The 22,407-nt window shown below is 31.3% G+C and carries 18 protein-coding genes and 1 CRISPR repeat array; of the genes, 3 read left to right on the forward strand and 15 right to left on the reverse strand.

The genetic code is table 11. The features are described 5' to 3' along the window. The first annotated feature begins 133 nt into the window (after window positions 1-133). Window positions 134-1,465: a TraB/GumN family protein gene (locus HMPREF0629_RS05960; RefSeq protein WP_009222440.1), complete on the forward strand. Its 1,332-nt coding sequence runs from the start codon at window positions 134-136 to the stop codon at window positions 1,463-1,465. A gap of 110 nt (window positions 1,466-1,575) precedes the next feature. On the opposite strand, the gene HMPREF0629_RS05965 is transcribed toward HMPREF0629_RS05960, so the two are convergent. Further along, window positions 1,576-2,595, reverse strand: a complete 1,020-nt coding sequence (locus HMPREF0629_RS05965) for a hypothetical protein (protein WP_009222441.1) — start codon at window positions 2,593-2,595, stop codon at window positions 1,576-1,578. Between the two features lie 493 nt (window positions 2,596-3,088). Between HMPREF0629_RS05965 and HMPREF0629_RS05970 the strand changes: the two genes are divergently transcribed. Together HMPREF0629_RS05970 and HMPREF0629_RS05975 are read left to right on the forward strand one after the other, a co-directional pair. After that, a complete protein-coding gene (locus tag HMPREF0629_RS05970; protein ID WP_009222442.1) occupies window positions 3,089-3,934 on the forward strand; it encodes a DUF4300 family protein in 846 nt (281 codons plus the stop codon). Between the two features lie 459 nt (window positions 3,935-4,393). Beyond that, window positions 4,394-5,899 carry a C69 family dipeptidase gene (locus HMPREF0629_RS05975; protein ID WP_009222443.1) on the forward strand — a complete coding sequence of 502 codons (1,506 nt, stop codon included), beginning with the start codon at window positions 4,394-4,396 and terminating at the stop codon, window positions 5,897-5,899. Between the two features lie 120 nt (window positions 5,900-6,019). Here HMPREF0629_RS05975 and HMPREF0629_RS05980 read toward each other — a convergent pair whose 3' ends face one another. The 14 genes from HMPREF0629_RS05980 to HMPREF0629_RS06045 all read right to left on the reverse strand — a co-directional run bounded on the left by HMPREF0629_RS05980 (window position 6,020) and on the right by HMPREF0629_RS06045 (window position 22,317). Continuing rightward, window positions 6,020-6,814 carry a class I SAM-dependent methyltransferase gene (locus HMPREF0629_RS05980; RefSeq protein WP_009222444.1) on the reverse strand — a complete coding sequence of 265 codons (795 nt, stop codon included), beginning with the start codon at window positions 6,812-6,814 and terminating at the stop codon, window positions 6,020-6,022. A 324-nt stretch (window positions 6,815-7,138) separates the two neighbouring features. Beyond that, the gene (locus HMPREF0629_RS05985) at window positions 7,139-7,693 is read right to left on the reverse strand and encodes a hypothetical protein (protein WP_009222445.1); all 555 of its coding nucleotides are present in this window, start codon (window positions 7,691-7,693) and stop codon (window positions 7,139-7,141) included. A 34-nt stretch (window positions 7,694-7,727) separates the two neighbouring features. After that, window positions 7,728-9,047, reverse strand: coding sequence for a HAMP domain-containing sensor histidine kinase (locus tag HMPREF0629_RS05990; protein ID WP_009222446.1), 1,320 nt, complete (start codon window positions 9,045-9,047; stop codon window positions 7,728-7,730). Beyond that, window positions 9,044-9,697, reverse strand: a complete 654-nt coding sequence (locus HMPREF0629_RS05995; RefSeq protein ID WP_009222447.1) for a response regulator transcription factor — start codon at window positions 9,695-9,697, stop codon at window positions 9,044-9,046. Before HMPREF0629_RS05995 ends, HMPREF0629_RS05990 begins: the two co-directional genes overlap by 4 nt. A 156-nt stretch (window positions 9,698-9,853) precedes the next feature. Continuing rightward, a complete protein-coding gene (locus HMPREF0629_RS06000; RefSeq protein ID WP_009222448.1) occupies window positions 9,854-11,230 on the reverse strand; it encodes an ABC transporter permease in 1,377 nt (458 codons plus the stop codon). Window positions 11,231-11,241: 11 nt separating this feature from the next. Continuing rightward, complete coding sequence (locus HMPREF0629_RS06005; RefSeq protein ID WP_009222449.1) at window positions 11,242-11,886, reverse strand: ABC transporter ATP-binding protein; 645 nt, start codon at window positions 11,884-11,886, stop codon at window positions 11,242-11,244. Window positions 11,887-11,895: 9 nt separating this feature from the next. After that, window positions 11,896-13,173, reverse strand: coding sequence for an ABC transporter permease (locus HMPREF0629_RS06010; RefSeq protein ID WP_009222450.1), 1,278 nt, complete (start codon window positions 13,171-13,173; stop codon window positions 11,896-11,898). A gap of 26 nt (window positions 13,174-13,199) precedes the next feature. Beyond that, on the reverse strand, window positions 13,200-14,090 hold the full coding sequence (locus HMPREF0629_RS06015; RefSeq protein WP_036728355.1) for a 4Fe-4S binding protein: 891 nt from the start codon (window positions 14,088-14,090) through the stop codon (window positions 13,200-13,202). Then, window positions 14,083-14,235: a CD1871A family CXXC motif-containing protein gene (locus tag HMPREF0629_RS07955; RefSeq protein ID WP_009222452.1), complete on the reverse strand. Its 153-nt coding sequence runs from the start codon at window positions 14,233-14,235 to the stop codon at window positions 14,083-14,085. The genes HMPREF0629_RS06015 and HMPREF0629_RS07955 overlap by 8 nt, the downstream gene beginning before the upstream one ends. A gap of 26 nt (window positions 14,236-14,261) precedes the next feature. Continuing rightward, window positions 14,262-15,419 carry a TlpA disulfide reductase family protein gene (locus HMPREF0629_RS06025; RefSeq protein ID WP_009222453.1) on the reverse strand — a complete coding sequence of 386 codons (1,158 nt, stop codon included), beginning with the start codon at window positions 15,417-15,419 and terminating at the stop codon, window positions 14,262-14,264. Window positions 15,420-15,653: 234 nt separating this feature from the next. Then, window positions 15,654-16,344: a CRISPR direct-repeat array (repeat unit 36 nt; unit sequence GTTTTAGACCTATCTTAAATTACATTGCTCTCAAAC). Between the two features lie 46 nt (window positions 16,345-16,390). Then, window positions 16,391-17,428 carry an ORF6N domain-containing protein gene (locus HMPREF0629_RS06030; protein WP_039856881.1) on the reverse strand — a complete coding sequence of 346 codons (1,038 nt, stop codon included), beginning with the start codon at window positions 17,426-17,428 and terminating at the stop codon, window positions 16,391-16,393. 13 nt (window positions 17,429-17,441) lie between these two features. Continuing rightward, window positions 17,442-18,965: a recombinase family protein gene (locus tag HMPREF0629_RS06035; RefSeq protein ID WP_009222455.1), complete on the reverse strand. Its 1,524-nt coding sequence runs from the start codon at window positions 18,963-18,965 to the stop codon at window positions 17,442-17,444. A gap of 4 nt (window positions 18,966-18,969) precedes the next feature. After that, window positions 18,970-20,649: a recombinase family protein gene (locus tag HMPREF0629_RS06040; protein ID WP_009222456.1), complete on the reverse strand. Its 1,680-nt coding sequence runs from the start codon at window positions 20,647-20,649 to the stop codon at window positions 18,970-18,972. Then, complete coding sequence (locus HMPREF0629_RS06045; protein ID WP_009222457.1) at window positions 20,650-22,317, reverse strand: recombinase family protein; 1,668 nt, start codon at window positions 22,315-22,317, stop codon at window positions 20,650-20,652. Between the last annotated feature and the right edge of the window lie 90 nt (window positions 22,318-22,407).

Genomic DNA, 22,407 nt, shown 5'->3' on the forward strand with positions numbered 1-22,407 from the left:
AAAAATATATTTTTTACATTATCACACTAAATATTAGATTATTGAAATTATATATTAAAAGTTATATAATGTTATTTCACTAATTAGATGATTTCAAATTATGTATGATTAAATTTCATGAAAGGAATAAAAAATGAAAAAAACACAAAAATTTATTACACTTCTGATTTTTATATTATTCTTTAACATAACAAATAGTTTTGCCAAAGAAAACCAACCTGTAAAGTTTAGCTCATGGGCAACATTAGCATTAGATAATGCTGCAAAGGCAGGAATATATTCACCGGACTATATGACATCCGGAAAAGATTTTACTAAAGAAATAACTCAAAAAGAAATTGAAGAACTCGATAAAAATACAAGGATGAAACTTTCAACCTATAAATTAGAAAAAAATCCTGTATTTAAAACAATAAATGTAGAGAAAAACTCTTCAAGAAAAAACATATTATACAATATTTTTAATCTAATGTCACTTTATGACAAAGATATAAATAATAATACCGATGTCATAAAATATCTTACTGAAAATAAAATTCTAATTGGAGACGGAAAGAACTTAGAATTAGATAAAAAAGCAAACTATGAGCAAGCAATAGTATTTTATAATAGAGCACTTGAAAACATAATAAATAAAAATAATCTTGGTTCAAAGGGAATATTCTTCAAAATAGAAAACAACGGAAACACCGTATATCTATTCGGCTCAATTCATGTCGGTAACTCTTCTATGTATCCGATAGACAGTAATGTTATAGATGCCTTTAATTCTTCAAATGAACTCTATGTGGAAGCAAACATAAGTAATGCGGAATTTATAAAATATATTCAATCAAAAATGATTAGAACAGATGGAAAAACTGTAAAAGATGACTTAGGAGAGGAAAACTACAGTAAACTAAAAAATTATATGGATGATTATAAAATTCCGGAAAACAATTATGCAAACTTAAATATCTGGTCCCTTAACAGTTTAATTACTTCACTTCCTATTCAGTCTAAAAATCCTTATGCTTCAGCTTTTGGGATAGACGCATACTTTATATCTAAGGCCAACACTATGGGAAAAACAATCAAAGAACTGGAATCAACAAAATTTCAAATAGATTTATTATCTGACTTCAGCCCCGAAAAATATAAACAAATGATTATTGGATTTTTAGATAGTCCGGAAAGTAAATCAACTGAAAAATTCTTAGAACCTATTTCAAAAATGCAAAGTTTATGGATTGAAGGCAATAGAGAATCTCTTAGTAAAATGATTGTCAAACAGGATGACTTTACAATAACTCTATTTAAAGATAGAGATGTTATGATGGCTGACAAAATTTCTGAAATGCTAAATTCAAAAGATAAAAAAATATACTTTGTTGTTGCCGGTGCAGGTCATTTTGCTCCTGATGATAGTGTAGTGAAATATCTTAAAGACAAAAACTTTAAAGTAGAAAATCTAAATATAAATTAGAAAATAATTCAAAATAAAAGCATCTCATGAGATGCTTTTATTTCTTTGCTAAGAATCATATATGACTTATTAATTAAAGAAGACCTGTTTTCACAGGTCTTTACTTTTAATTACATCGCTTTTGGAATAACTATTACCAGCAATACGATTATAAAGAATAAAATAGTATATGCCAAACTTTGTTTTAATTCTTTTTTGCTAAGCTTTGTCGTATCCTTATTCATTAACTTAGTGATACAAACTCCAATATATGCAAGTATCGGCATTATTACAAGAGCTCCCAATATCGTAACTCCCATTCCCAAAAATCTATAAAAAGTCAACAATATAAGCATAAAAGTAATTATATAAATGTTATTAAGACTTTTCTTATCAAGCCAAATAACTGCCAATGTAATTATGAAAGATACAATAAAAATTACATATGAAAGATTGTTTACCAAAGATATTCTTGATATAACAGAATTATTTTTCATTTCTTGTGCATTTACATAATATCCCGAGTCACTAAAAGTAGGATTTTCATTTTCTCCCATTTTTTGTGCATTTGTAAACTTATCCACTTTTGCATTTGTTATAAACACACTTGTTTTAGACAATACATCTTTTCCCTTATAAACTAATTCCTTAGGTTCATAAAAAATACTAAAAGAATATGTTCCTTCGATTTTCTTTAACGGTACTCTAATTTGTGAAACAGGTTTAAATTCATAATTTTGTGTTTTCTTATATGAATCTTTTAGCGAAAGCTTTTCATTAAACAGCTTTTCATTAATCTTATCATAATCTCCTTTTAAAACCACTTCACTGTGACTTGGAACTACACCGGCATTAAAAAAGATCTGCCTTACAGGTACTCCCAAAATTCTAAGGCTTGAATTATCACCTTGATACTCAAATTCAACATCATATCTAATTAAATCCCCTGAGTCAGTTTTTTCTACATTCCTTGCAACTGTCAAATTTGAAATTTCAGTAGGGTTTTTAAATAATAAACCACTGAACTCAGTTCCCTTATTATCAGGCTGTGTCCATAAAACAGATGAGCTGAATTGTTTTGTTATAGTGGAGACGAATAAAATTAAAATAAAAATTCCGAATAAAATAACATTTTTTAATTTTTTGCTCATTATTAACCTCCATAAGTCTATGAAAACATTTTAATAACTATATAATATCATATAGACTCAAAATAATAAACATATTTATTTAAAGGACTAATCATAATATCATTATAAACCTTTAACACGTAAAACTTTATACTATAATATTTTGTAAGAAAAAGATTCTAAAATTACCAACTTAACTTTCTGCAAAAATTAATACTTTTAAGGACTTAAAAAACGAAATAGAGTTGCATTTTGATTATATTGGAAAACTCACAAAAATCTTTTATTTTTTGTCATTTTAATATATCATTAGATTAGCATTTTCGTCTCTGTCGGCTATTTTTTACTGATTTAATATAATAGATGTCAGGTGTTTTTACATGTCAATATCAAAATTAAAGCATTGATTTTTCCGGTAATATCAATCTTTGATATTTGTTGTAAGTGGAAAATCTCAGTAAAATATAAAATTAGAGAATAAAGATTGCTAAAAAATAAAATTAAAGGAGAAAAAATGAAAAAATATAATAAAATAATCAAACTATTTATCTGTGCGGCATTAGTATTTGGAATTACAGCATGCAATAATTCACAAAAAAATTCAAAAGTAAATCACGATGTATCAACCTATTCAAATTTAATAAGTAAAAACAGCATTGAAGAAGTTAAGTCCTTGTTGTCAGCTCAGCTGGATAAAGATAGTGTAGAAGATTTTATCAAACAAGTAAATGAGTACAATGAAATTGCAAGTTCTACAGGATTAAAAGGAGATTTCACAGAATTTAAAACACCACAATATGATGTAGATAAAATCAGTACCTTGTGGCGTGAAAAGAAGGGAGATTTTATCGGAACAAATTGCAGAATTAACAGCTATATGTTGTTGAAAAAAAACATTGAAATCCCTCAAATTGACAAGGATGACAAACTTCTATTTTTAGATGACGATGCTATTGACAAAGGAAACTTATTTAGTGCAGAAGAAAAAGAGAAATTTAAAATCTTATTTTCAAGCGTAAAGACCGAAGCAACACAAGATATCAGAATACACGCTGAAAATATGGAAAAATACTTTGAAAATATAAAGTTTAATGAAAATGCCAGGATGCTCTCTGTAATAATACACGATAATCTTGACGGCGAGTATCTCTTTGTAGGACATGTAGGTGTTTTAGTTCCCAACAAAGACGGATTTTTATTTGTAGAAAAAATCAGCTTTGAAGAACCTTATCAGGCAATAAAATTTGTGACCAAAGAAGATTGTTATAAATATCTACAGGATAAATATGCAGACTATACAGGAGAGGGTTTAGCAAAACCTTTCATTATGGATAACGATAAAATGGTTGAAGTTAAATAGATGTATATTTCATTCGTAGAAAAACTACATCACCCATACTTACCTATGACGTGAATCCAAGCTCAACATATCATACAGAATGGACGACTGAAATACTTTAGTTTAATAGCTTTAAAAGCACAAATAGAAGATCTTAACTTTACCATTAAGGTCTTTTATTATAAAATGTTTTCTTTAAGTTATAACTATCCTGTAATAGCGACAGATATTTTAATGAAAGTACTCCATATATTATTTAAAGCATATATCTTTTATACTTCAACTTAAAATTTATATTCTAATTTTTTTAATTTATTTGAAGTTTACAATAATTCAAAGCTATCTGTTATAAAATTCATATATAAAACACACATATATATAAAATTTATTTTATTAAATGTATTATAATTTAATTAGTATCTAAATTTATTTTTATAATATATATCAACAAAAAATCAAATAAAAAAAAGGAGAATATTTATGGCATGTACTACAATTCTTGTTGGCAAAAAAGCCAGCTATGACGGTTCAACTCTTGTTGCTCGTAATGAAGACTCGGGAGCAGGTGAATTTACTCCAAAAAAATTTATAGTTGTTCACCCTAACGAACAACCGATTAAATATAAGGCGGTAATTTCCCATGTAGAAATTGAGCTTCCCGATAATCCGATGAAATATACTTCAATGCCTGATGCATTAAATGACAATGGTATTTGGGGAGCTTGCGGAGTAAATGAATTAAATATTTCTATGACTGCAACAGAGACTATAACATCGAACGAAAGAGTTTTAGGAGCAGATCCTCTTGTAGAACTTATCCCTGCAATCGGAACAGAAGGTTCTGATAATTATGTTCCCGAAAAAGTCGGAGGTATCGGCGAAGAAGATATGGTAACACTTGTTTTACCGTACATTCACAGTGCTCGTGAAGGTGTTGTAAGATTAGGAGAAATCTTAGAAAAATATGGAACTTATGAAATGAATGCCATTGCATTTCAAGATGTAAATGAGATTTGGTGGCTTGAAACAATCGGCGGACATCATTGGATAGCAAGACGTGTGCCTGATGATTGTTATGTTGTAATGCCAAATCAGCTTGGTCTTGATTATTTTGACTTAAATGATGCATTAGGAGAACAAAAGGAATATATGTGTTCTTCAGATATGCGTGAATTTATTGAAGATAATCATCTTAATCTTTCATTTGATGATGAGTTCAATGCAAGACTTGCTTTCGGAAGTCGTTCAGATGCAGATCACTCATATAATACACCACGCGCATGGGTTGTTCAACGTTACTTCAATCCCAATTCAAACTGTTGGGAAGGATCGGATGCAGATTTCAAACCGGTCTCAAATGATATTCCATGGTGTAGACAACCTGAATGGAAAATTACAGTTGAAGATATAAAATATGTTCTTTCAAACCACTATCAAGGAACACCTTATGACCCTTATGCAAAATATGGTGACCTTTCACTAAGAGGAGCATTCAGACCAATAGGTGTAAATCGTACAAACTTTTTAGCATTAGTTCAAATAAGACCATATATGCCTGAAGCGATTAGAAGTATTGAATGGATTGCATTCGGCTCAAATGTATTTAATGCTTTTGTTCCGTTCTATGTAAATATAGACAAAACACCGGATTATTTTGCAAATGCGACAAAAACTGTAAATACAGACAGTTTCTATTGGGCAAATCGTTTAATAGGCGCATTGGCAGATTCACAATTCAGTCTTTGCGGTTCTCATATTGAACGTTACCAAGACTCAGTTCAATCAAAAGGACGTAAACTTCTATGTAAATATGATACTGAAATTTGCAAAAAAGAAATGACTGATGAAGAAATAAAAAAATTATGCGAAAAAGCAAACGAAGAAATTTCAACTATGGCTAAAAATGAAACTAATGATACACTTGGCAAAGTACTTTATGAAGTAAGCTGTCAAATGAAAAACGGATATTCAAGGTCAGATGCATAATAAAATGATTTAGAAAAGCACATGAACTGTACTATCTCCAAAAAGTCAGACCAAAAATCTAACAATTGGAGATCGGTACACATATCTCATGTGCTTTTTGTATATCAATATAAATCAAATTTATTTCTTACCAATCAATAATGAAGACCCTGATAATAAATATAGTTTGGATTCTTTTGGACTCATGAACATACCATTTGTAGTATCAATAAGTTCAACTCTTTCATAACCCTCTCGCTTCAGTTCCTCCATAAATTTATTCATATCTCCATAAATCATTTTAGACATTATATCGTGAATTGCAAATGTACCTCCCTTTTTTAAAACACGTAGAGTTTCCTTTAATAACTCTTGATGACTATATCCTTTAATGTTGTGATATACATAATTACTTGTTACAACATCAAATGTTTCATCCGGAAAATCTAATTTTAAGGCATCACCTTTTACAAATTCTACATTGTTAATTCCTTCAGCCTCCGCATTTTTTCTACATAGAGCTCTGCTATAATTTTTATACTCCTTACCCCAGCGATCAAGCCCTACCATTTTTGAATTTAAATTTCGTTTAGCACAAGCAATAGTTAGTGCCCCGCTACCACATCCGACATCAAGTCCTTTTCCTCCATCAGGAATCGTTACATATTCCGCAATACCCTCGATAATTTGTTTAGACATTTTTCTATCGCCCTTATAAGAAAAAGCTCTGTACAACATAGTCATAAAAATACACATTCCTGCAAAAAAAATAAATCCTACTCCGCTTATGCACATCAGTGCTATTTTTATACCGCCACTCAGATTCTCAAACACATATCCAAAAATATAAAATAAAATTCCACAAACAACAGCGGCAGCTCCTAAAGCCAAAATCAACCACTCAGGTACCCAGTTTTTATAATCAGGTTTATTCATAATAGCCTCCTAAATTAAATCTATTAATAAATTACAATATAACGACCACAAATTTGATAAATAGTACTCAAGCATACTATAAATTTATCATTTGTACTTTAATTATAACATTCTAAATTCCAAATTGACAACATTTTAATATTCATTATCAATTTATGATACTTTCGACTACCTATCATCATTTATCTTCACAATCTTTTTACGTCAACACTTTTTTGTTCTCTGTTTTTCTTTTAGAGAATAAAAAAAGGACTTTTACACTTTATGTAAAATGTCCTTCAATTCCAACACTAAAAGTTTTTTCTATTAAAAACTCATTTTATCTCACTCTACTATATCAAGAAAACATCTAACATCACTTATTTCACAAAAATTGGGATCCATGTGTGTCAAGAAATGCCAATTTTTAGTGTTCTTTTTTCTATATAATATAGCTTCGCCATCTTCTGAGCCAAAATATTCTCTGCTAACTTCAAAATTATTTTTTTCTAAATATTGTTTCACTATTTCGTATTTTCTTTCACGCTTCTCAATATATTCTTTTAAATCGTTATTTTCAATAGAGTATGCATCTACTCTTGTGCATCCGGGTACAATGCCATTGCCTTCGGTTGATAAATTAGAAATTTCTTTCCATATAATATCTATTCTACCATTCCCTATAAACATAAATTTTGTAAAAGGTATAATATGATTATTAAATTCCAATTCCAAATAATCGGGAATTTTATCTAATTGAATAGATTCATATATAAATCCATCTTCTTCCTCACATTTATAACCTTCTAATTTAGAAATAAATTCTCTACCCTGTTCAATAGTATCAAATAAACCTATTTCAATTCCCATGCCTTCCTGATTTAATTCTAATATATACATTTTTACTCCTTTTGAATCTTATAAAAAGTATTACCTAAACAGATAATTCTATTTTAAATACAAAACATACTTCATTTTGTAGAACCCTATATTTTATTTTATAGTTGTTCAATAGATTGCTGACAATATATAGACCTAAACCGTTGCTGTTTTCCTTATTCAAGTCAAATTTCACTTCAGAAAGTTTATCTGCATCTACAGACTTCTTATTTTCACATGAATTTTCAATGTAGAACCATTCCTTATCTACTCCAATATTTATAGTTCCGTAGTCATCAGTATATTTTATAGCATTACTGATCAAGTTGGATAAAATAATTTTGAGAGCTGTTTTCCCTATATAAATTTTTTCATTTGATATAGAATTATTGATTTTTAGATTTTTTTGATTTGTTAATACTTCATATTTTTTTAATACGCCTGCTAAAATATCATTGATACTTAACAATTCTTCATCATTTTTCAAGTGTTCTAAAGAAGAAACCGATAAAATTTGGGAAATATTTTGTGTAAGACCGTCAACTATATCAATGCACTCATTAATATAAACATCCCTATCTTTATACTTGCCGATATTATATTTCATATTCTCCAATATTATTTTAAGACTTGCAAGAGGAGTTTTAAGCTCGTGAGATGCTCCTTTAAGAAAATCATACTTTAACTTTTCTAATTTTAAAATCTCTTTATTTTTAAATTCCAAATCATCAATTGAGCTTAATAAAGTAAAATACAAATCATTAATTTGTTCTTTTAATTGTCCTACCTCATTTTTAGAATCAACTTTTAAGTAAACATTCTTATCCAGTTTCATCATTTTATCAGTAACACTTTTTATTTCTTGTATATTATTTTTTATTGATTTTGCATACATTAAAGAAACAACAACGGAAAATAAAAGCGATATTAATAATGAATATGGTAAAAATTTAAAACTTAAATCTTTTGCATCCTGCTGCATGTCTGCCGTAGAAATAAATTGTAAATATATTTTTTTACCAGTGTTAAGTTCTATTTCCCTTTCCTCAATTATCAAAGAATTGTTATCACTTTCTAAATTAACATTTACGTTATCTTCAATTTGTATTTCATTATTACTGTTTTTATCTTTTATAAATGCCTTTATTTCACTGCCCTTAGAATAAAACTCCAAAGTCTGTTCTATATATTTTATTTCTTTTCCATTCATATTGGCCGAAATTTCATTTGCCTTATTATAAATTTCTTCTTTTCTGGTCTCCAAATATGTTTTAGGAAAAATAAAAAAAACTAATGAATGCACTAATATAATTATTATTCCAAGAACAGAAAATATTTGTATGAACATTTTTGGAAATATCTTTAAATTTTTCATTCTCTCTCCAATTTATAACCTACATTTCTGATAGTAGTAATACAATCTAACCCTAATTTTTTTCTCAATTCTTTAATATATACATCTATTACACGGTCATATGGAATTTCTTCTGTTTCCTTCCACACATTATCAATTATTTGCATTCTTGTTAATGCTTGTCCCTCATTGTCTAATAGATACTTAAGTATCTCTAATTCTTTTGCATTTATGTCTATACTTTCCCCGTTTATTTTTGCCGTATAGCTGGTAAAGTTTACTTCTATATTCTTATATTCAAACTTTTCTATTAGTCCAAAGTTTTTCTTAATTAAAGAATCGACTCTGGCTTTTAACACGGGTAATGAAAAAGGCTTTTCTATATAACCGTCCGCCAAATTAGTAAATGCATCAATTTTATATTCTTCATCACTAAATGCTGTTAATATTAAAATCGGCAATTTGCTTTTCTTTCTTATCTCTCTTAAAACTTCTAATCCGTTTATAAAAGGTATTTGAATATCTAAAATAACTAAATTAATATCATTATTAAATTTTGACAATGCTTCTCTTCCGTCTTTTGCCTCTATAGTAATATATCCAAACTCTGATAAATACGCACTTATACCTTCTCTTATCATTTGGTCATCTTCAACAACCAGTATTCTCATAACGCCCTCCTTTTTCCATTTGATAAATATATTATATATCAAATTTTATCTTAATTTATAGTTTTTTACAAATTGCATATTCTTTCTTAATTTTTTGTTATACAATTTATTATATAATATATAAAAGTTATCGATGCACACTTGCATCGATAACTTTTACTTTGTATCAATTAATAATTCTTTCGGATTTTTCTTTAAAATACTTGATGACGATATGATTAAAGATATTATAAGCACCAAAGACATAAATAAAACTACATATATCATCGATTTCGGCATTATATTAACATCTAAACTTGTCAGAGTTTTATTGAAACCGTCAACTTCAGCTCCTCCTCCAAGTTGACTGGATGATGACTGTCTCGCTATTTGTTTTGCTATATCACCTGTAACTTTATTCAGTATATTATTCCCAAGTATTTTTCCTGTATAATCAGCTGAAAAATATGCTCCTATAAATGCAGGTATAGATATGAATAATAGTTCAATTACAAATTGTCCGAAAATTCTTGCCTTTGAAATTCCAAGTGACAATAGGACTGCAATCTCTTTTTTTCTGGCATTCATCCATAAAAATAGTAATAGTGAAACTATAACACCGGCAAATATTAATGAACCGGCAAATAACTTATTTGCTATTGAATATATCCCCGATATTGACTGTTGTAGTGCAGGGTAATTTGATGAACTCTTAATCAAATTATATTCTTTCCAATTAATATCAAGCTTTCCAAATTCTTTTATAACCTGATCTAAATTCTTATTTCCTTTTACAAAAAATGTTGCATCCTGATACACAGCAGTATCTTCAGTATTGCCATAAACTTTTGCCGCCGTATCGATATCGGTGATTAAAGTGTTTTCGTAAAGCTCTTGAGCTGCACTTACACCGCCATTATTATGACCGTCAAAAAGACCTTTTATTTCTACTTCTACCGTTTCATCTGCACCTTTTTCGTTATCGGCATCAAATAAATTGGATTTAATTTTTATCTTATCTCCGACTTTTAAATTATTCTTTTCAGCCAAATCCCTGTGCATTAAAATTTTATTTTTATCTTGATCTTCTAAGTGAGTTCCCTCAACTAATTTATAAACTCCCGACACAAATTTTGTTTCTTTAGAAGAATCATTAACTCCTGTTAACATAACTGTTCTTTTAAAGTTCTTTTCTCTCTCAGGAGATTGATTGGCAATTGTTTCCTCAGTTTCTATAATATCATGCCCAACCAAGTCGGCGACACTATTTATTCTTTTCACAAAATGATCTATATCTTGAGATTCAGATATCTTTTTAATATCCTGACCTTTTACATTTCCTCCCCCTCTGGGAGTACCTGGATTTACCTGTCTATTTATTTCCATAGAAAAACTATTTGTTATGTTTCCAAAAGTGTCTTCCGAAGCTCTATTTGTAGCATCCTTAATAGATAAACTAATCAGGCTGAGTGCTGACATAGCTAGAATAACTAATAATATTATTAATGACTTTAGACTTTTTCTCGTTACATATGCAAAAGCATTTTTTATCATTATTGTACCTCCTAGACAGCCTTACTTACCTTTTTTAGTTTCTTATCATTCAGCTCTAAAATAATATCTGCCGCACTTGCAACTTCTTTACTATGTGTTACAACTATCACGCACTTATTTCTTTCTTTAGCCAACTTCTTTAATATTTCTATTATCTCTCCCGCCGTAGTGCTATCAAGATTTCCAGTAGGCTCGTCAGCCAGAATTATTGGCGCTTCTGATACTAAAGCTCTTGCTATGGCAACTCTTTGTTGTTGTCCCCCGGACAATTTCATAACATTTCTTTTTATCTGACTTTTATCAAGTCCCAATTCAAGTAAAATTGTTTCAGGTGCTTTGCTGTTTACTAGTCTAACATTTTCAATCGGTGATAAATAATCAATTAAGTTATAATTTTGAAATACCAATGATATATTGTTTTTTCTATGATTACTATATCCTTTTTTTTCTATATCTTCATCTTCAAATAAAATCTGACCGATTTTCGGTTTATCTAAACCGGCTAATAAAGAAAGTAGTGTTGACTTTCCTGTGCCGGATTTACCGATTATTGCATAAAATTGTCCAAGTTCAAATTTTTGATTTACTGATGATAAAATCTTTTCTTTAGAGTTTGAATAACTGTATGTTACATTTTTAATTTCTAATACGTCCATTATGTTCTCCTAACTTATTTTTGATAATATTTCTTTCGGTTTCTTTATTAAAATCATTGCACAAGCAATAGTAACTGACACGACAATAATGCTGATTAAAACACCATAACTTTGTATAAAAGTAACGAAACTTACTATGCCATTTCCGTTTTTAAGCAAGTTATCAGTAAACGTTCCTGAACTGTCAGAATTTATAAATGCACCTATAATTTGGTGTAACAACAAATTTCCAAATAATAAAGATGCTACTATAGCCGGTATAGATATAAATATCAATTCAAAAATAAATTGAGTTACTATTTTAATTTTGCTTATTCCTATTGACAATAGTATTCCGATTTCATAAATTCTTTCTCTTAACCATAAAATTAATATTAATGAAAGAACAGTTACTCCACCTATCATAATAGAATATGTCATTATTTTAATAATATTCTTTATCCCGCTCAGTGCTTCTAAAGACTCCTCAAATGCATTAGTATCTTTTTCAAGATTATACTTTGACCAATCAACTTTAAACTCTTTTATTTTATTTAAAGACTCTTTCATATATTCCGGGTCATCTGAAAATAGTGCAAGCTTATTTGCAATTTTATTGCCTTCTCCTCTATTCAATGCCGCTTGACTTGACTCATAATCAATAAAGACCATATTTTCACTGAAATCGGAAGACAACCCCGTATATCTTTCTTGTTTTTTCCCCGAAAAAATTCCAACAATTTCAAATTTATATTCTTTATTTGAACCCGTGTTACTAATTTCAATTAATTCAAGACCAATTTTATCATTTAATTTCAAATTGTTCTTTTGGGCAAAATCTTCATGTACAAGAATCTTTCCTCTATCATTTTCTTCAATATTTCTACCATTTTTAATTGTAAAAACTCCACTGGTAAATAAAACATTTCTCATTGTATTATTTGTAGCTTCTACAGATACAACGTTTTTGAATTCAATAGGTAAATTATCTCTTTCAATTTTTTGTTCACCCTCAACTACTTTGGCATTTATAGGTTTTGCCAATCCATCATATTGAGGAACAATTTCGTCAATCTCTTTTATATTTTCTATCCCTTTAAATTGATCTACTTCAAAATACCCATTATCTTTTTTTGTTATTGATAAAGAGGAGTTCGAAGATTTATATAAAGATTTTTCCAAACTATTACTTGATTTCATTATGCTTAAACACGAATATAAGCATGACAAAACCATTGTTAAAATAATAAAAACTATAAATGTTCTATTCTTTTTTCTTAAAACATATGCAATAGCATTTTGAATCACTTTTTCACCGAACTCCCTTCTGTTTTTTAATTTTTAATTCCAAAACTAATTGCGTCTACAGGACAAGCATTTTTACATCTTGCGCATCTAATACACTCCATATGATTACAATTTTGAACCGGATCTATATTCATTTGACAAACTTTTTTACATCTACCGCAACTAATGCACTTATCTTTGTCCAATTTATACCTAAATACTGAAATTGAGTTGAAGAATGAGTAGATAGCACCAAGTGGGCATATATACTTACAGAAAGGTCTATATAGGATTATTGAAAGTATCACAGTTGCTATTAAAATTGTTCCTTTCCAAAAATATAAAAATCCTATAGCACCTCTCATAGTTTTATTCAGTAATACAAGTGGTAATCCACCTTCTAACATACCAACCGGACAGATAAGTTTACAAAAATATGGAGAACCCTGACCCAAAATATCAACTAAAAATAAAGGTAATATTATTACAAACACAAGTAAAATTACATATTTCAATTTTCTCAAATACTTATCAAACTTAAATGTTTCTATTTTTTTATAAAATGGAATCTTATGCAACAGATCTTGAATTAATCCAAATGGACATAACCATCCGCAAACAAATCTTCCTACCAATGCTCCTATAAAAAATAAAAAACCTACTATATAATAGCTGAATTTATATTCCGACTTTCCAATCACTGCCTGTAGCGAGCCTATAGGGCAAGCACCTTTTGCCCCCGGGCATGAATAACAATTCATACCCGGAACACAAATTTTTTTCAATTCTCCACCATAAATTTTACCTGTCTTAAATCCTTTAAAGTGAGAATTCGTTAGCAAAAACCAAAATGATTGAAAAAGATGTCTAAACCAATCCATTATCTTGTATCTATTTTTTTTTGTGCCAACATTTACAAATTTCTTTAACTTATCCAATTCCAATACACTCCATGCAAATTCTTATTGCTTTATCAAATACAACTTTAACCTCTCCGTTACTATGTCCATAGTAAATCATAGCCATACTAATAAACATAATTATTACAGGTAAAGCACGACCCCTTAAAAAATTTTTATACATACATCTCCCACCATTTAATCTTAATTTTATTTATTTTTTATATTTGCAAGTTCTTTTTCAATTACTTCTTTCCATTCTTTTGCACTTTTTGCTCCTGAATAAGTTTCACCTACAATTTCACCATTCTTATTAACAAAGAATGTTTCCGGTAAAGCTTGTATTCCATTTAATCTGCCATTAAAATTAGTTTTATCCGGCATTAAGAAAGAATATGGTGCTTTGGTTTTTTCTTGTATTATTTTTGCTTTTTCAAGAGCATCTTTGTTTTCACCATTATCGTCAACAGTATCTGTAACAACTCCAACTATATTTACGCCCTTATCTTTCATTTCTTTATAAACTTCAACTAAATCAGGAATTTCCTTAACACATGCTGTACACCAAGTTGCAAATACGTTAACCATAGTAATATCATAGTCTGCAAAATCTTTACTTGAAAATTCTTTTCCGTTAATATCTTTTGTTACCACATTGCTTAAATTACCGGATGTCTCTTGATTAAATGCTTCTGTATTTTCTAAATCAGTTTTTTCCGATAAAACAAAACCATTTTCCGGACGTTCTTTTTTATCTATAATCTCAATCTCAGTTTTGTTAAATTCATCCAAAAGATTGCTTTCAGCTCCGCTATTTGTACTTAGATAGCAATCATAATTTCCATCACTTGAAACTCCTATTTTAGTATGAGTATCACATTTTGTAATCTTAGATATTTCTTCTTCCGGTGTATTTTTTTCGAATATACCAATAGTTCCAACTCTTTCAAGTTCGTTTTGCCATTTTTCATATCCGTCGCCCATCTTTTCTATAACTGCATTTTTTTGTTCTTCTGTCATTTTATCAAATGTCAAAATAGCATACTTTAATTCTTTGTCTATAGGACTTTGATCATCCAACATTGCAATTTTTTTGTCGGAAATATATTTTCTGGTTTCATCTGAAAGTTTAAATTTAAGTCCTAAATATTCATAAACATATTCTTCCTTTGCTTCCAATGTATAATCTGACGGCTTAAAAGTTTCAGTTTTTCCATTTGCATTAGTTGACATACCTGCCTGTTCAGAGCTTATAGCTTTATTATTTTCCGCCTTATTATTTTCACTACCTTTTTGACATCCAACAGCACTTAGACTTAAACATAACGTAAGTAATACACATGCTCCTCTTAATACTTTCTTTTTCATAAATTTTCCTCCTTAAAATAGATTGATTTCCAATTAATATATCAGTTCACACATCAAATCGAACTGTTCATAAAATATATTACAAGACTTTTATGAAATGTTTATGAAATGCAAAAAATTTTTTACAACTTATTTTTTATATTTATAAAACAAAATATCAACCCTAATATTTTTATTATTAACTTATACGAGATTTTACATTACAATATATTTCTATAAAAAAACAAGCTGAAAAATCAGCTTGCTAAAAAAATTACATTTTATATTGATTCTATGTATTACATTTAATAAGTCGCTTTAGACCTATCTTAAATTACATTGCTCTCAAACCAAAAGCCATCACAGCTCCAACAAGCCCTAGTTTTAGACCTATCTTAAATTACATTGCTCTCAAACAGAAGGTGATAGTGTGACATACAATATATTGTTTTAGACCTATCTTAAATTACATTGCTCTCAAACTAATAATAAAACTTTAATGGCTATTAAAGTGTTTTAGACCTATCTTAAATTACATTGCTCTCAAACACCATAATATTTTCTGTTGATTTCTTTTTCGTTTTAGACCTATCTTAAATTACATTGCTCTCAAACAAAGTCTTGGTATTGTGGCACTCAAGGCATGTTTTAGACCTATCTTAAATTACATTGCTCTCAAACTATGATACAACACGGGTTTTTTAAATAAAGGTTTTAGACCTATCTTAAATTACATTGCTCTCAAACAAAATGGATTATGTGATGAAGTTTTAGAACTGTTTTAGACCTATCTTAAATTACATTGCTCTCAAACACCATTGATAATCCAATATCTGATTTGGTTGTTTTAGACCTATCTTAAATTACATTGCTCTCAAACAGATTACAGGCTATGGAGATAGAGATTAAAGTTTTAGACCTATCTTAAATTACACCCTTGTGTCAAGTATTGGATACATATTTTTTCAAATTTCCAATCCATTTTTTTACTTCTATTTTAACTTCAACACAGGATTTTTCAAGAGGTTGTTGATAAGGTCTGTATAAATCATCTGATCGACCACTTCCGTTATGCTTGTAATTCTTTGTCCTGCATCTTTGGAAGATGCTCCGCAATGATATATTCTCTGATGTTCGGTATTCCAGTCGATAATAATGTATCTGTCATGAAACTCTCCACCGGATTTTTGGAATGTTATCTTTCTAAACGGATATTCCCTACAGAAATCCTGATATTCAAGGGCGTGAAGTCCTTTGCCAATGTTATCACTGAATATAATGACCTCTACCGATGAAGGAACATCTTTTAACAAGACCAAAGTTTTCACTCCGATGTAGTTATCGACGATATAAATACTCTTTTTCGCTATGCTGTAAATGTCCTTATAAGCAAGATTCGCTTCGATCGGCTGTCCATTCAAAAGTAAAAATCCATATTTGAGCTGTGGATTGCTGAGGTCGAGAATCAAATCAGACAGTTCGGATTTATGCACCACATTATTTAAGGTGTCCATCACTTCCGCCACCTGATCTTCTACATCTCTTAAATCTCGTCTTAAATCCTGCATTTCCACAACATTACTTGTGATCTGCATCGAAAGTTGTAAAAACTCTCTTTTCCCAATCAACCCTTGATTTTCTACGATATAGTCTTTCATCTGCTTAAAGGTACGAATCAGAGCTTTACTCTGCTTGACTGCAAGCTCTCCTTTGAGAACTGTCATCAGCATATAGATTCCCTGCTCGGTAAAGGCAAAAGGTAGGTATCTTCTGCCTCCGGAACCTGCTTCCGATTTTGAGGTCGAAATTTTCGACCTCAAAAATTCCCACTCCTCTTTAGTGAGTTGAAATCTGAAATCATCGTCAAATTTCTCAATATTATTCTTAACTTGCTCATTAAATCGCTTTGTTTCATACCCATAGATTTCGGCTAATTCAAAGTCCAGCATAACCTTTTGTCCTCGAATTGTGTAGATCTTATTTATAACCGAATCTCGACTTACAATCATCATTTCATCTTTTTTATCCATTTCTTTGTCCTCTTTATTCAAATTTCCAAACAATCTCCACCTTGTCCTTGTCATAAACATAGATTCTGTCTATCACTTCGTTGATCCAGTCTAAAACAAGTTCTCCTTCGGCTACTGCTTCTCTTAGTTTATCGACATTCAGATGATGTCTTGAAGCGGTATTTTCTTGTATCTTGTCCTCTATGATCAATATTTCCTGCTCGATGTTTTTTGCTCTTTGTGTCAGGGATTCCCGTTTTGAAAGGTATTCTTCTTTCTCCATGATACCTTGCTTATGCCTTTCATAACACTGCATTTTGGAAATTTGATTCTTTTGTTGTTCCGCTTCCAGTTTTTTCTTTCGCTCAAGCAGGCTCTCACAAATACTTTCTCTGACTTTTTGTTCAAGCATTCTCGTCTGTTCTTTTTCAAGAAAGCTCTCGGTATAAAGCTGAATTTCCTTTGACACGATTTCTTCCAGTACCGAGGCTTGTATCTTTCCTTTCATACAGCCACAGTCTTTTGCCTTGTACCGATATGGACAATAATATCCGTCATTTTTTCCGGAGTAAACGGTATAGCTCATCTTATGATGGCATTTCCCGCAATAGACTTTATCCTGAAGAATATGAAAATGCTTCCGTTCTCGGCTGATATGTTTTGCATTGCTGCTTAATCGGTTTTGAACTTCCGCAAAATCCTCTTGGGATATGATGGCTTCGTGCATATTTTCCCGTATAATCCAGTCCTCGCTATCCGTCCATTGTCGATGATCCGAGCCGACTTCATACACTCTGGTCTTTCCGCCGACAATTGCTCCGGTATAAACTCGTTGGGTTAAGAGATAGCGAACAATCTGTCCTGTCCAAATTCCGCTTCCTCTTTTCAGTCCTATGTGCTTTCCGGGTGTTAAGACTTTTCTCTCATTCAAGTCTTTGGCAATCGCAAGCATACTTTCGCCACTTAAATACCTTGTAAACACTTCTTTTACGATCGGTCTTACTTCTTCATCGACAATGAGCTGATGATGGTCTTTTTCGTCTTTTACATATCCATAGGGTGCTTTTGAACCGAAGTAATAGCCTTTCTCTTGTCTGATTTTAACGGAAGAACGAATTTTTTGTGAAATATCCTTGGAATAGTAGTCATAGACAAGATTCTTAAAAGGAATTTCCAAACTGCTGATTCCGTTCTCGTTGTTCTTACTGTCATAATTGTCATTCACAGAAATAAACCGAACTTGCATAAAGGGAAAAATCTGCTCAATATAGGCTCCCGATTCGATATAATCTCTGGCAAAACGAGATAAGTCTTTTACAAGTATAGTCTTTACTTCATTTTTCTTGACCATAGCAATCATCTTTTGAAATGCGGGGCGATTAAAGTTTGTTCCGGTATAACCGTCATCAATGTGTTCCCTGATCTGAACACCTGTAAATTCTTCACTTGAGCGGATATAGTCTTTTAAGATTTCTCTTTGAGAAGTGATACTGTTGCTTTCATCTTGCTGATCGCCATCTTCCAATGAAAGTCTTAGATAAAAATCTACGGTATTCATATCATCACCTTTTTACCTTTCTTCCGATTTTTTCGGTAATGACAGGTATTTCTTCAAAGTTAAATTTGATTTCTACCGTATGGTCTTTTCCGATGAATATCTTATCTATGATGGCTTTCACAAACTCTTTGTCCCATTTCTTTGTCTTGCCCTTAAAGAGAGCTTTCAGATACTTGTGCTTTTCTTCGAGCCTTCGTTTTTCTTCTTCAAAGATGGCAATTTGCTTTTCTTTTAGGTATTCCAGTTCTTTTTTCTTCTGATGAAGATGTTCCTTTTCTCTTTCAAAATCTTCCTTTCTCCAATCTCCCAAGACATACTTTTCGTAATACTCACTTTGAAGCCTGCTCAGTCCTGAAATTCTTCTGTCGATTTCTGTCAGTTCTTTTTCCTTTTGCTGCTCCGCCTCTCTTTTTTTATCTGCATACCCGTCTAAATATGCCTTATAACTTTTCTTATTGTCGGAAAGAATGGTGTCAAATGCAGCTTTTACGGTATTTTGGAGTGTCAGCTCTGTAATTGCCGTTCCACATTTTTCCGCTTTATATTCTCCAAATCGGTTACAGCTAAAGTAAAATACCGTTCTTTTCCCGCTTAATTGTCGATGGACGCTCATTCTTTTTTGACAAAGGTTACAGTAAACCATTCCTCGAAAGATCGTATCGTCTTTGGCAGTCGCATTTTCCTTTCCGCTTCTTTTTATCGGAGCTGCTTTTTCGGAAATCTTCTCCTGCACCTTTTCAAAGGTATCCATCGAAATAATGGCTTCATGGGCATTTTCGGTTACTGTCCAGTGTTCTTCAGAGAGTCTTTCCCTTGATTTCCCTTCATAAAGATGTTTTTGATTTCTTCCCTGTATTAAAGTTCCAGTATAGGCACGATTTTTAAGCACCTGTAAAATTGTAGTCGGTTGCCATATCCGAATCGCTTCCTCACTATCAGATACGGCTTTTCCAAATTTTCGATAATCAGTTGCGATATACACTCTTTTTTCCAGAAGAAGTTTGGATATACCCAGTGTACTCAGTCCTTTCAGATAGGCATCAAAGATTTCTTTAACAATGGGAGCTGTATTTTCATCCGGATACAAGCGTCGAATTCCATCTTCATCTTTTCGTGCCACATATCCATACGGAGCTGCTCCACAGATGAATCCGCCTTGTTTGATCCTCATCTGATGAGAGCTTGATACTTTCTTTGAAATATCCGTTGCATAGGTTTCATTGACAATATTTTTTAGAATGACTTCCAGTGATTTATTGGGATCGTCCATGTGGAAAGTATCTAAATTGTCATTGACTGCCACAAATCTTACCCCAAGAAACGGGAAGATCTTTTCAATGAAATTGCCAAGTTCCGTATAGTTTCTTCCAAACCTTGATAGGTCTTTTACAACAATGCAGTTTACTTTCCCCATTCGTACTTCATCCATCAAGTTTTCAAAGTCCGGTCGCTCGAAGTTCGTCCCCGTCTTTGCAATATCTTTATAGATTCCTGCTAAACTGAAATCCTCACTTTTTTGAATAAAGCTCTCGCAAAGAGCAATTTGATTTTCTATGGAGTCGCTCGGTTTTTCTTTTTTATCTCTTGAAATTCTTGCATAGATTGCCGTTTGAAAACTGTTTATACTTTCTTTGTTTAGCAGTTGTTCTTCCGACTTTATTCTTCGATTTGCTGTTCTTGCCATCTATACCACCTCCCTGATTTCAGGAGTTTGAGAGGTATAGCTGCTTAACTTATCCAGAATCTCTATCGTTTCGTCATAGTTAAACTGAATTTCAATTTTCTTATCTTCTAAAACATAGATTTTATCAACAAGTCGAACGAGAAGTCCTCTTTCTAAAATACCGATGTTTTGATATTTTTTGATACCTGTAAGGAAATTCTGATTGCCCAAACTCTTTTTATAGAGCCTTGCAATTTCCTTACTCTGCTTTTCTAAAATCAGCTCACTTTCTACGATACGATTCGTGTAAAACTCTCTCATATCATAGAATTCTTCTTCCGCAATAATGCCTTCTTTCAAATCTTGGTAAAGGGAAGATTTTAGAAGCTCAAATTTTGCCTTGCTTTTCTTGGTGTATTCCTGTCTTTTATCTACTCTTTGAAACAGTTCATAGGATACTTCCATCTCTTTGATTTTCTCTGAAACACTTTCGTATTCCCCAAGATACTGAATATAATGCCGAATCATTTCAAGCACTGTCCTTTGCAATTCTTCCTGCTTTATGGAGTGCCTGCTGCAATCTTGCCCCTTATTGTATGAGGAGCAAATATAATAGACGGTCGGTGTTTTCCCTCGTTTATCGACTTTCTTTGTCATCTGTGCGTTACAGTCTTTGCAAAAGAGAAGTCCGGAAAACAAATCCGCTTTTTCTCCGACAGTTTTCGCCTTGATATCGCATTTTAAAAGTTTTTGGACGATTTCAAAGTCATGGGGATCAATAATCGCCTCATGGTTATCTTCAATTTCAATCCAATCGCTTTTATCTTTGGAAACCACTTTATCCAGCTTATAATTGATTTTTTCTCGTTTTCCCTGTTGAAGTGTTCCAATATAGACCTCATTGGTTAAAATGCGATTGATCGCAGGCGTATCCCACTTGGCAACCGCCTTTGTACAAAAGCCTGTCTTATATCGTATTCCCTTTGCCTTTTTATGCTCCATCGGTGAGGGGATTCCATTATCGTTTAAGTGTTTGGCAATTGAATAGGAGCTGTATCCTTCCAGTTTCATGGAGAAGATTTTTCGCACCACATATTCCGCTTCTTTATCAATTACTATTTTGTGCTTATCTTCCTTATCTTTTTCATAGCCGTAAGGAGCATAGTTTGATATAAACTGTCCCTGTTTTCTCTTTACCTTGCAGACACTTCTGACCTTTGCGGAAGTATCCCTACAATAATTGTCATTGATGAAGCTTTTAAACGGAATGACCAAGTTCTTTTCCGTTTCACTGGCTGTATAGCTGTCATAATTATCATTTAGGGCAATAAATCTTATATCAAGAGAGGGAAACACTCTTTGCAGGTATCTTCCGCTATCAATATAATCTCTGCCGAAACGGGATAAGTCTTTTACAACAATGCAATTAATATTGCCTGTGATGACATCTTCCATCATTTTCTTAAATGCCGGTCTTTCAAAGTTTATCCCTGAATATCCGTCATCGACATATTCTTCTATCAGCTCCATGTCCTCATTTTTATCAATGAAGTCATTAATCTGAAGTCTTTGGTTGGAAATGCTGTTGCTTTCCACCTTAAAGCCTTTATCATATTTTTCATCATCTTGTGATAATCTGAGATACATGGCAACTTTGAGAACATCTGTATCTAAATTGTTTTTAGACATAACAAAACCTCCAAACTTTCATATTCTTTTTTAAGGAGAAATATGATAACTTGGAGTCTTTCAGCTCTTATGAAGTTGTATCCCTATTTG

It is taken from the genome of Peptoniphilus sp. oral taxon 386 str. F0131 (assembly GCF_000090945.1).
GTDB lineage: Bacteria > Bacillota > Clostridia > Tissierellales > Peptoniphilaceae > Anaerosphaera > Anaerosphaera mikwangii.

What these genes read in the sequence shown, in the direction of transcription:
- HMPREF0629_RS06035 (WP_009222455.1), bottom strand. Translation starts at nt 18,965, where the DNA reads ATGAATACCGTAGATTTTTATCTAAGACTTTCATTGGAAGATGGCGAT.
- HMPREF0629_RS05970 (WP_009222442.1), top strand. Translation starts at nt 3,089, where the DNA reads ATGAAAAAATATAATAAAATAATCAAACTATTTATCTGTGCGGCATTA.
- HMPREF0629_RS06025 (WP_009222453.1), bottom strand. Translation starts at nt 15,419, where the DNA reads ATGAAAAAGAAAGTATTAAGAGGAGCATGTGTATTACTTACGTTATGT.
- HMPREF0629_RS06040 (WP_009222456.1), bottom strand. Translation starts at nt 20,649, where the DNA reads ATGGCAAGAACAGCAAATCGAAGAATAAAGTCGGAAGAACAACTGCTA.
- HMPREF0629_RS05995 (WP_009222447.1), bottom strand. Translation starts at nt 9,697, where the DNA reads ATGAGAATACTGGTTGTTGAAGATGACCAAATGATAAGAGAAGGTATA.
- HMPREF0629_RS06030 (WP_039856881.1), bottom strand. Translation starts at nt 17,428, where the DNA reads ATGGATAAAAAAGATGAAATGATGATTGTAAGTCGAGATTCGGTTATA.
- HMPREF0629_RS05960 (WP_009222440.1), top strand. Translation starts at nt 134, where the DNA reads ATGAAAAAAACACAAAAATTTATTACACTTCTGATTTTTATATTATTC.
- HMPREF0629_RS05965 (WP_009222441.1), bottom strand. Translation starts at nt 2,595, where the DNA reads ATGAGCAAAAAATTAAAAAATGTTATTTTATTCGGAATTTTTATTTTA.
- HMPREF0629_RS06005 (WP_009222449.1), bottom strand. Translation starts at nt 11,886, where the DNA reads ATGGACGTATTAGAAATTAAAAATGTAACATACAGTTATTCAAACTCT.
- HMPREF0629_RS05990 (WP_009222446.1), bottom strand. Translation starts at nt 9,047, where the DNA reads ATGAAAAATTTAAAGATATTTCCAAAAATGTTCATACAAATATTTTCT.
- HMPREF0629_RS06000 (WP_009222448.1), bottom strand. Translation starts at nt 11,230, where the DNA reads ATGATAAAAAATGCTTTTGCATATGTAACGAGAAAAAGTCTAAAGTCA.
- HMPREF0629_RS05980 (WP_009222444.1), bottom strand. Translation starts at nt 6,814, where the DNA reads ATGAATAAACCTGATTATAAAAACTGGGTACCTGAGTGGTTGATTTTG.
- HMPREF0629_RS05985 (WP_009222445.1), bottom strand. Translation starts at nt 7,693, where the DNA reads ATGTATATATTAGAATTAAATCAGGAAGGCATGGGAATTGAAATAGGT.
- HMPREF0629_RS07955 (WP_009222452.1), bottom strand. Translation starts at nt 14,235, where the DNA reads ATGTATAAAAATTTTTTAAGGGGTCGTGCTTTACCTGTAATAATTATG.
- HMPREF0629_RS05975 (WP_009222443.1), top strand. Translation starts at nt 4,394, where the DNA reads ATGGCATGTACTACAATTCTTGTTGGCAAAAAAGCCAGCTATGACGGT.
- HMPREF0629_RS06045 (WP_009222457.1), bottom strand. Translation starts at nt 22,317, where the DNA reads ATGTCTAAAAACAATTTAGATACAGATGTTCTCAAAGTTGCCATGTAT.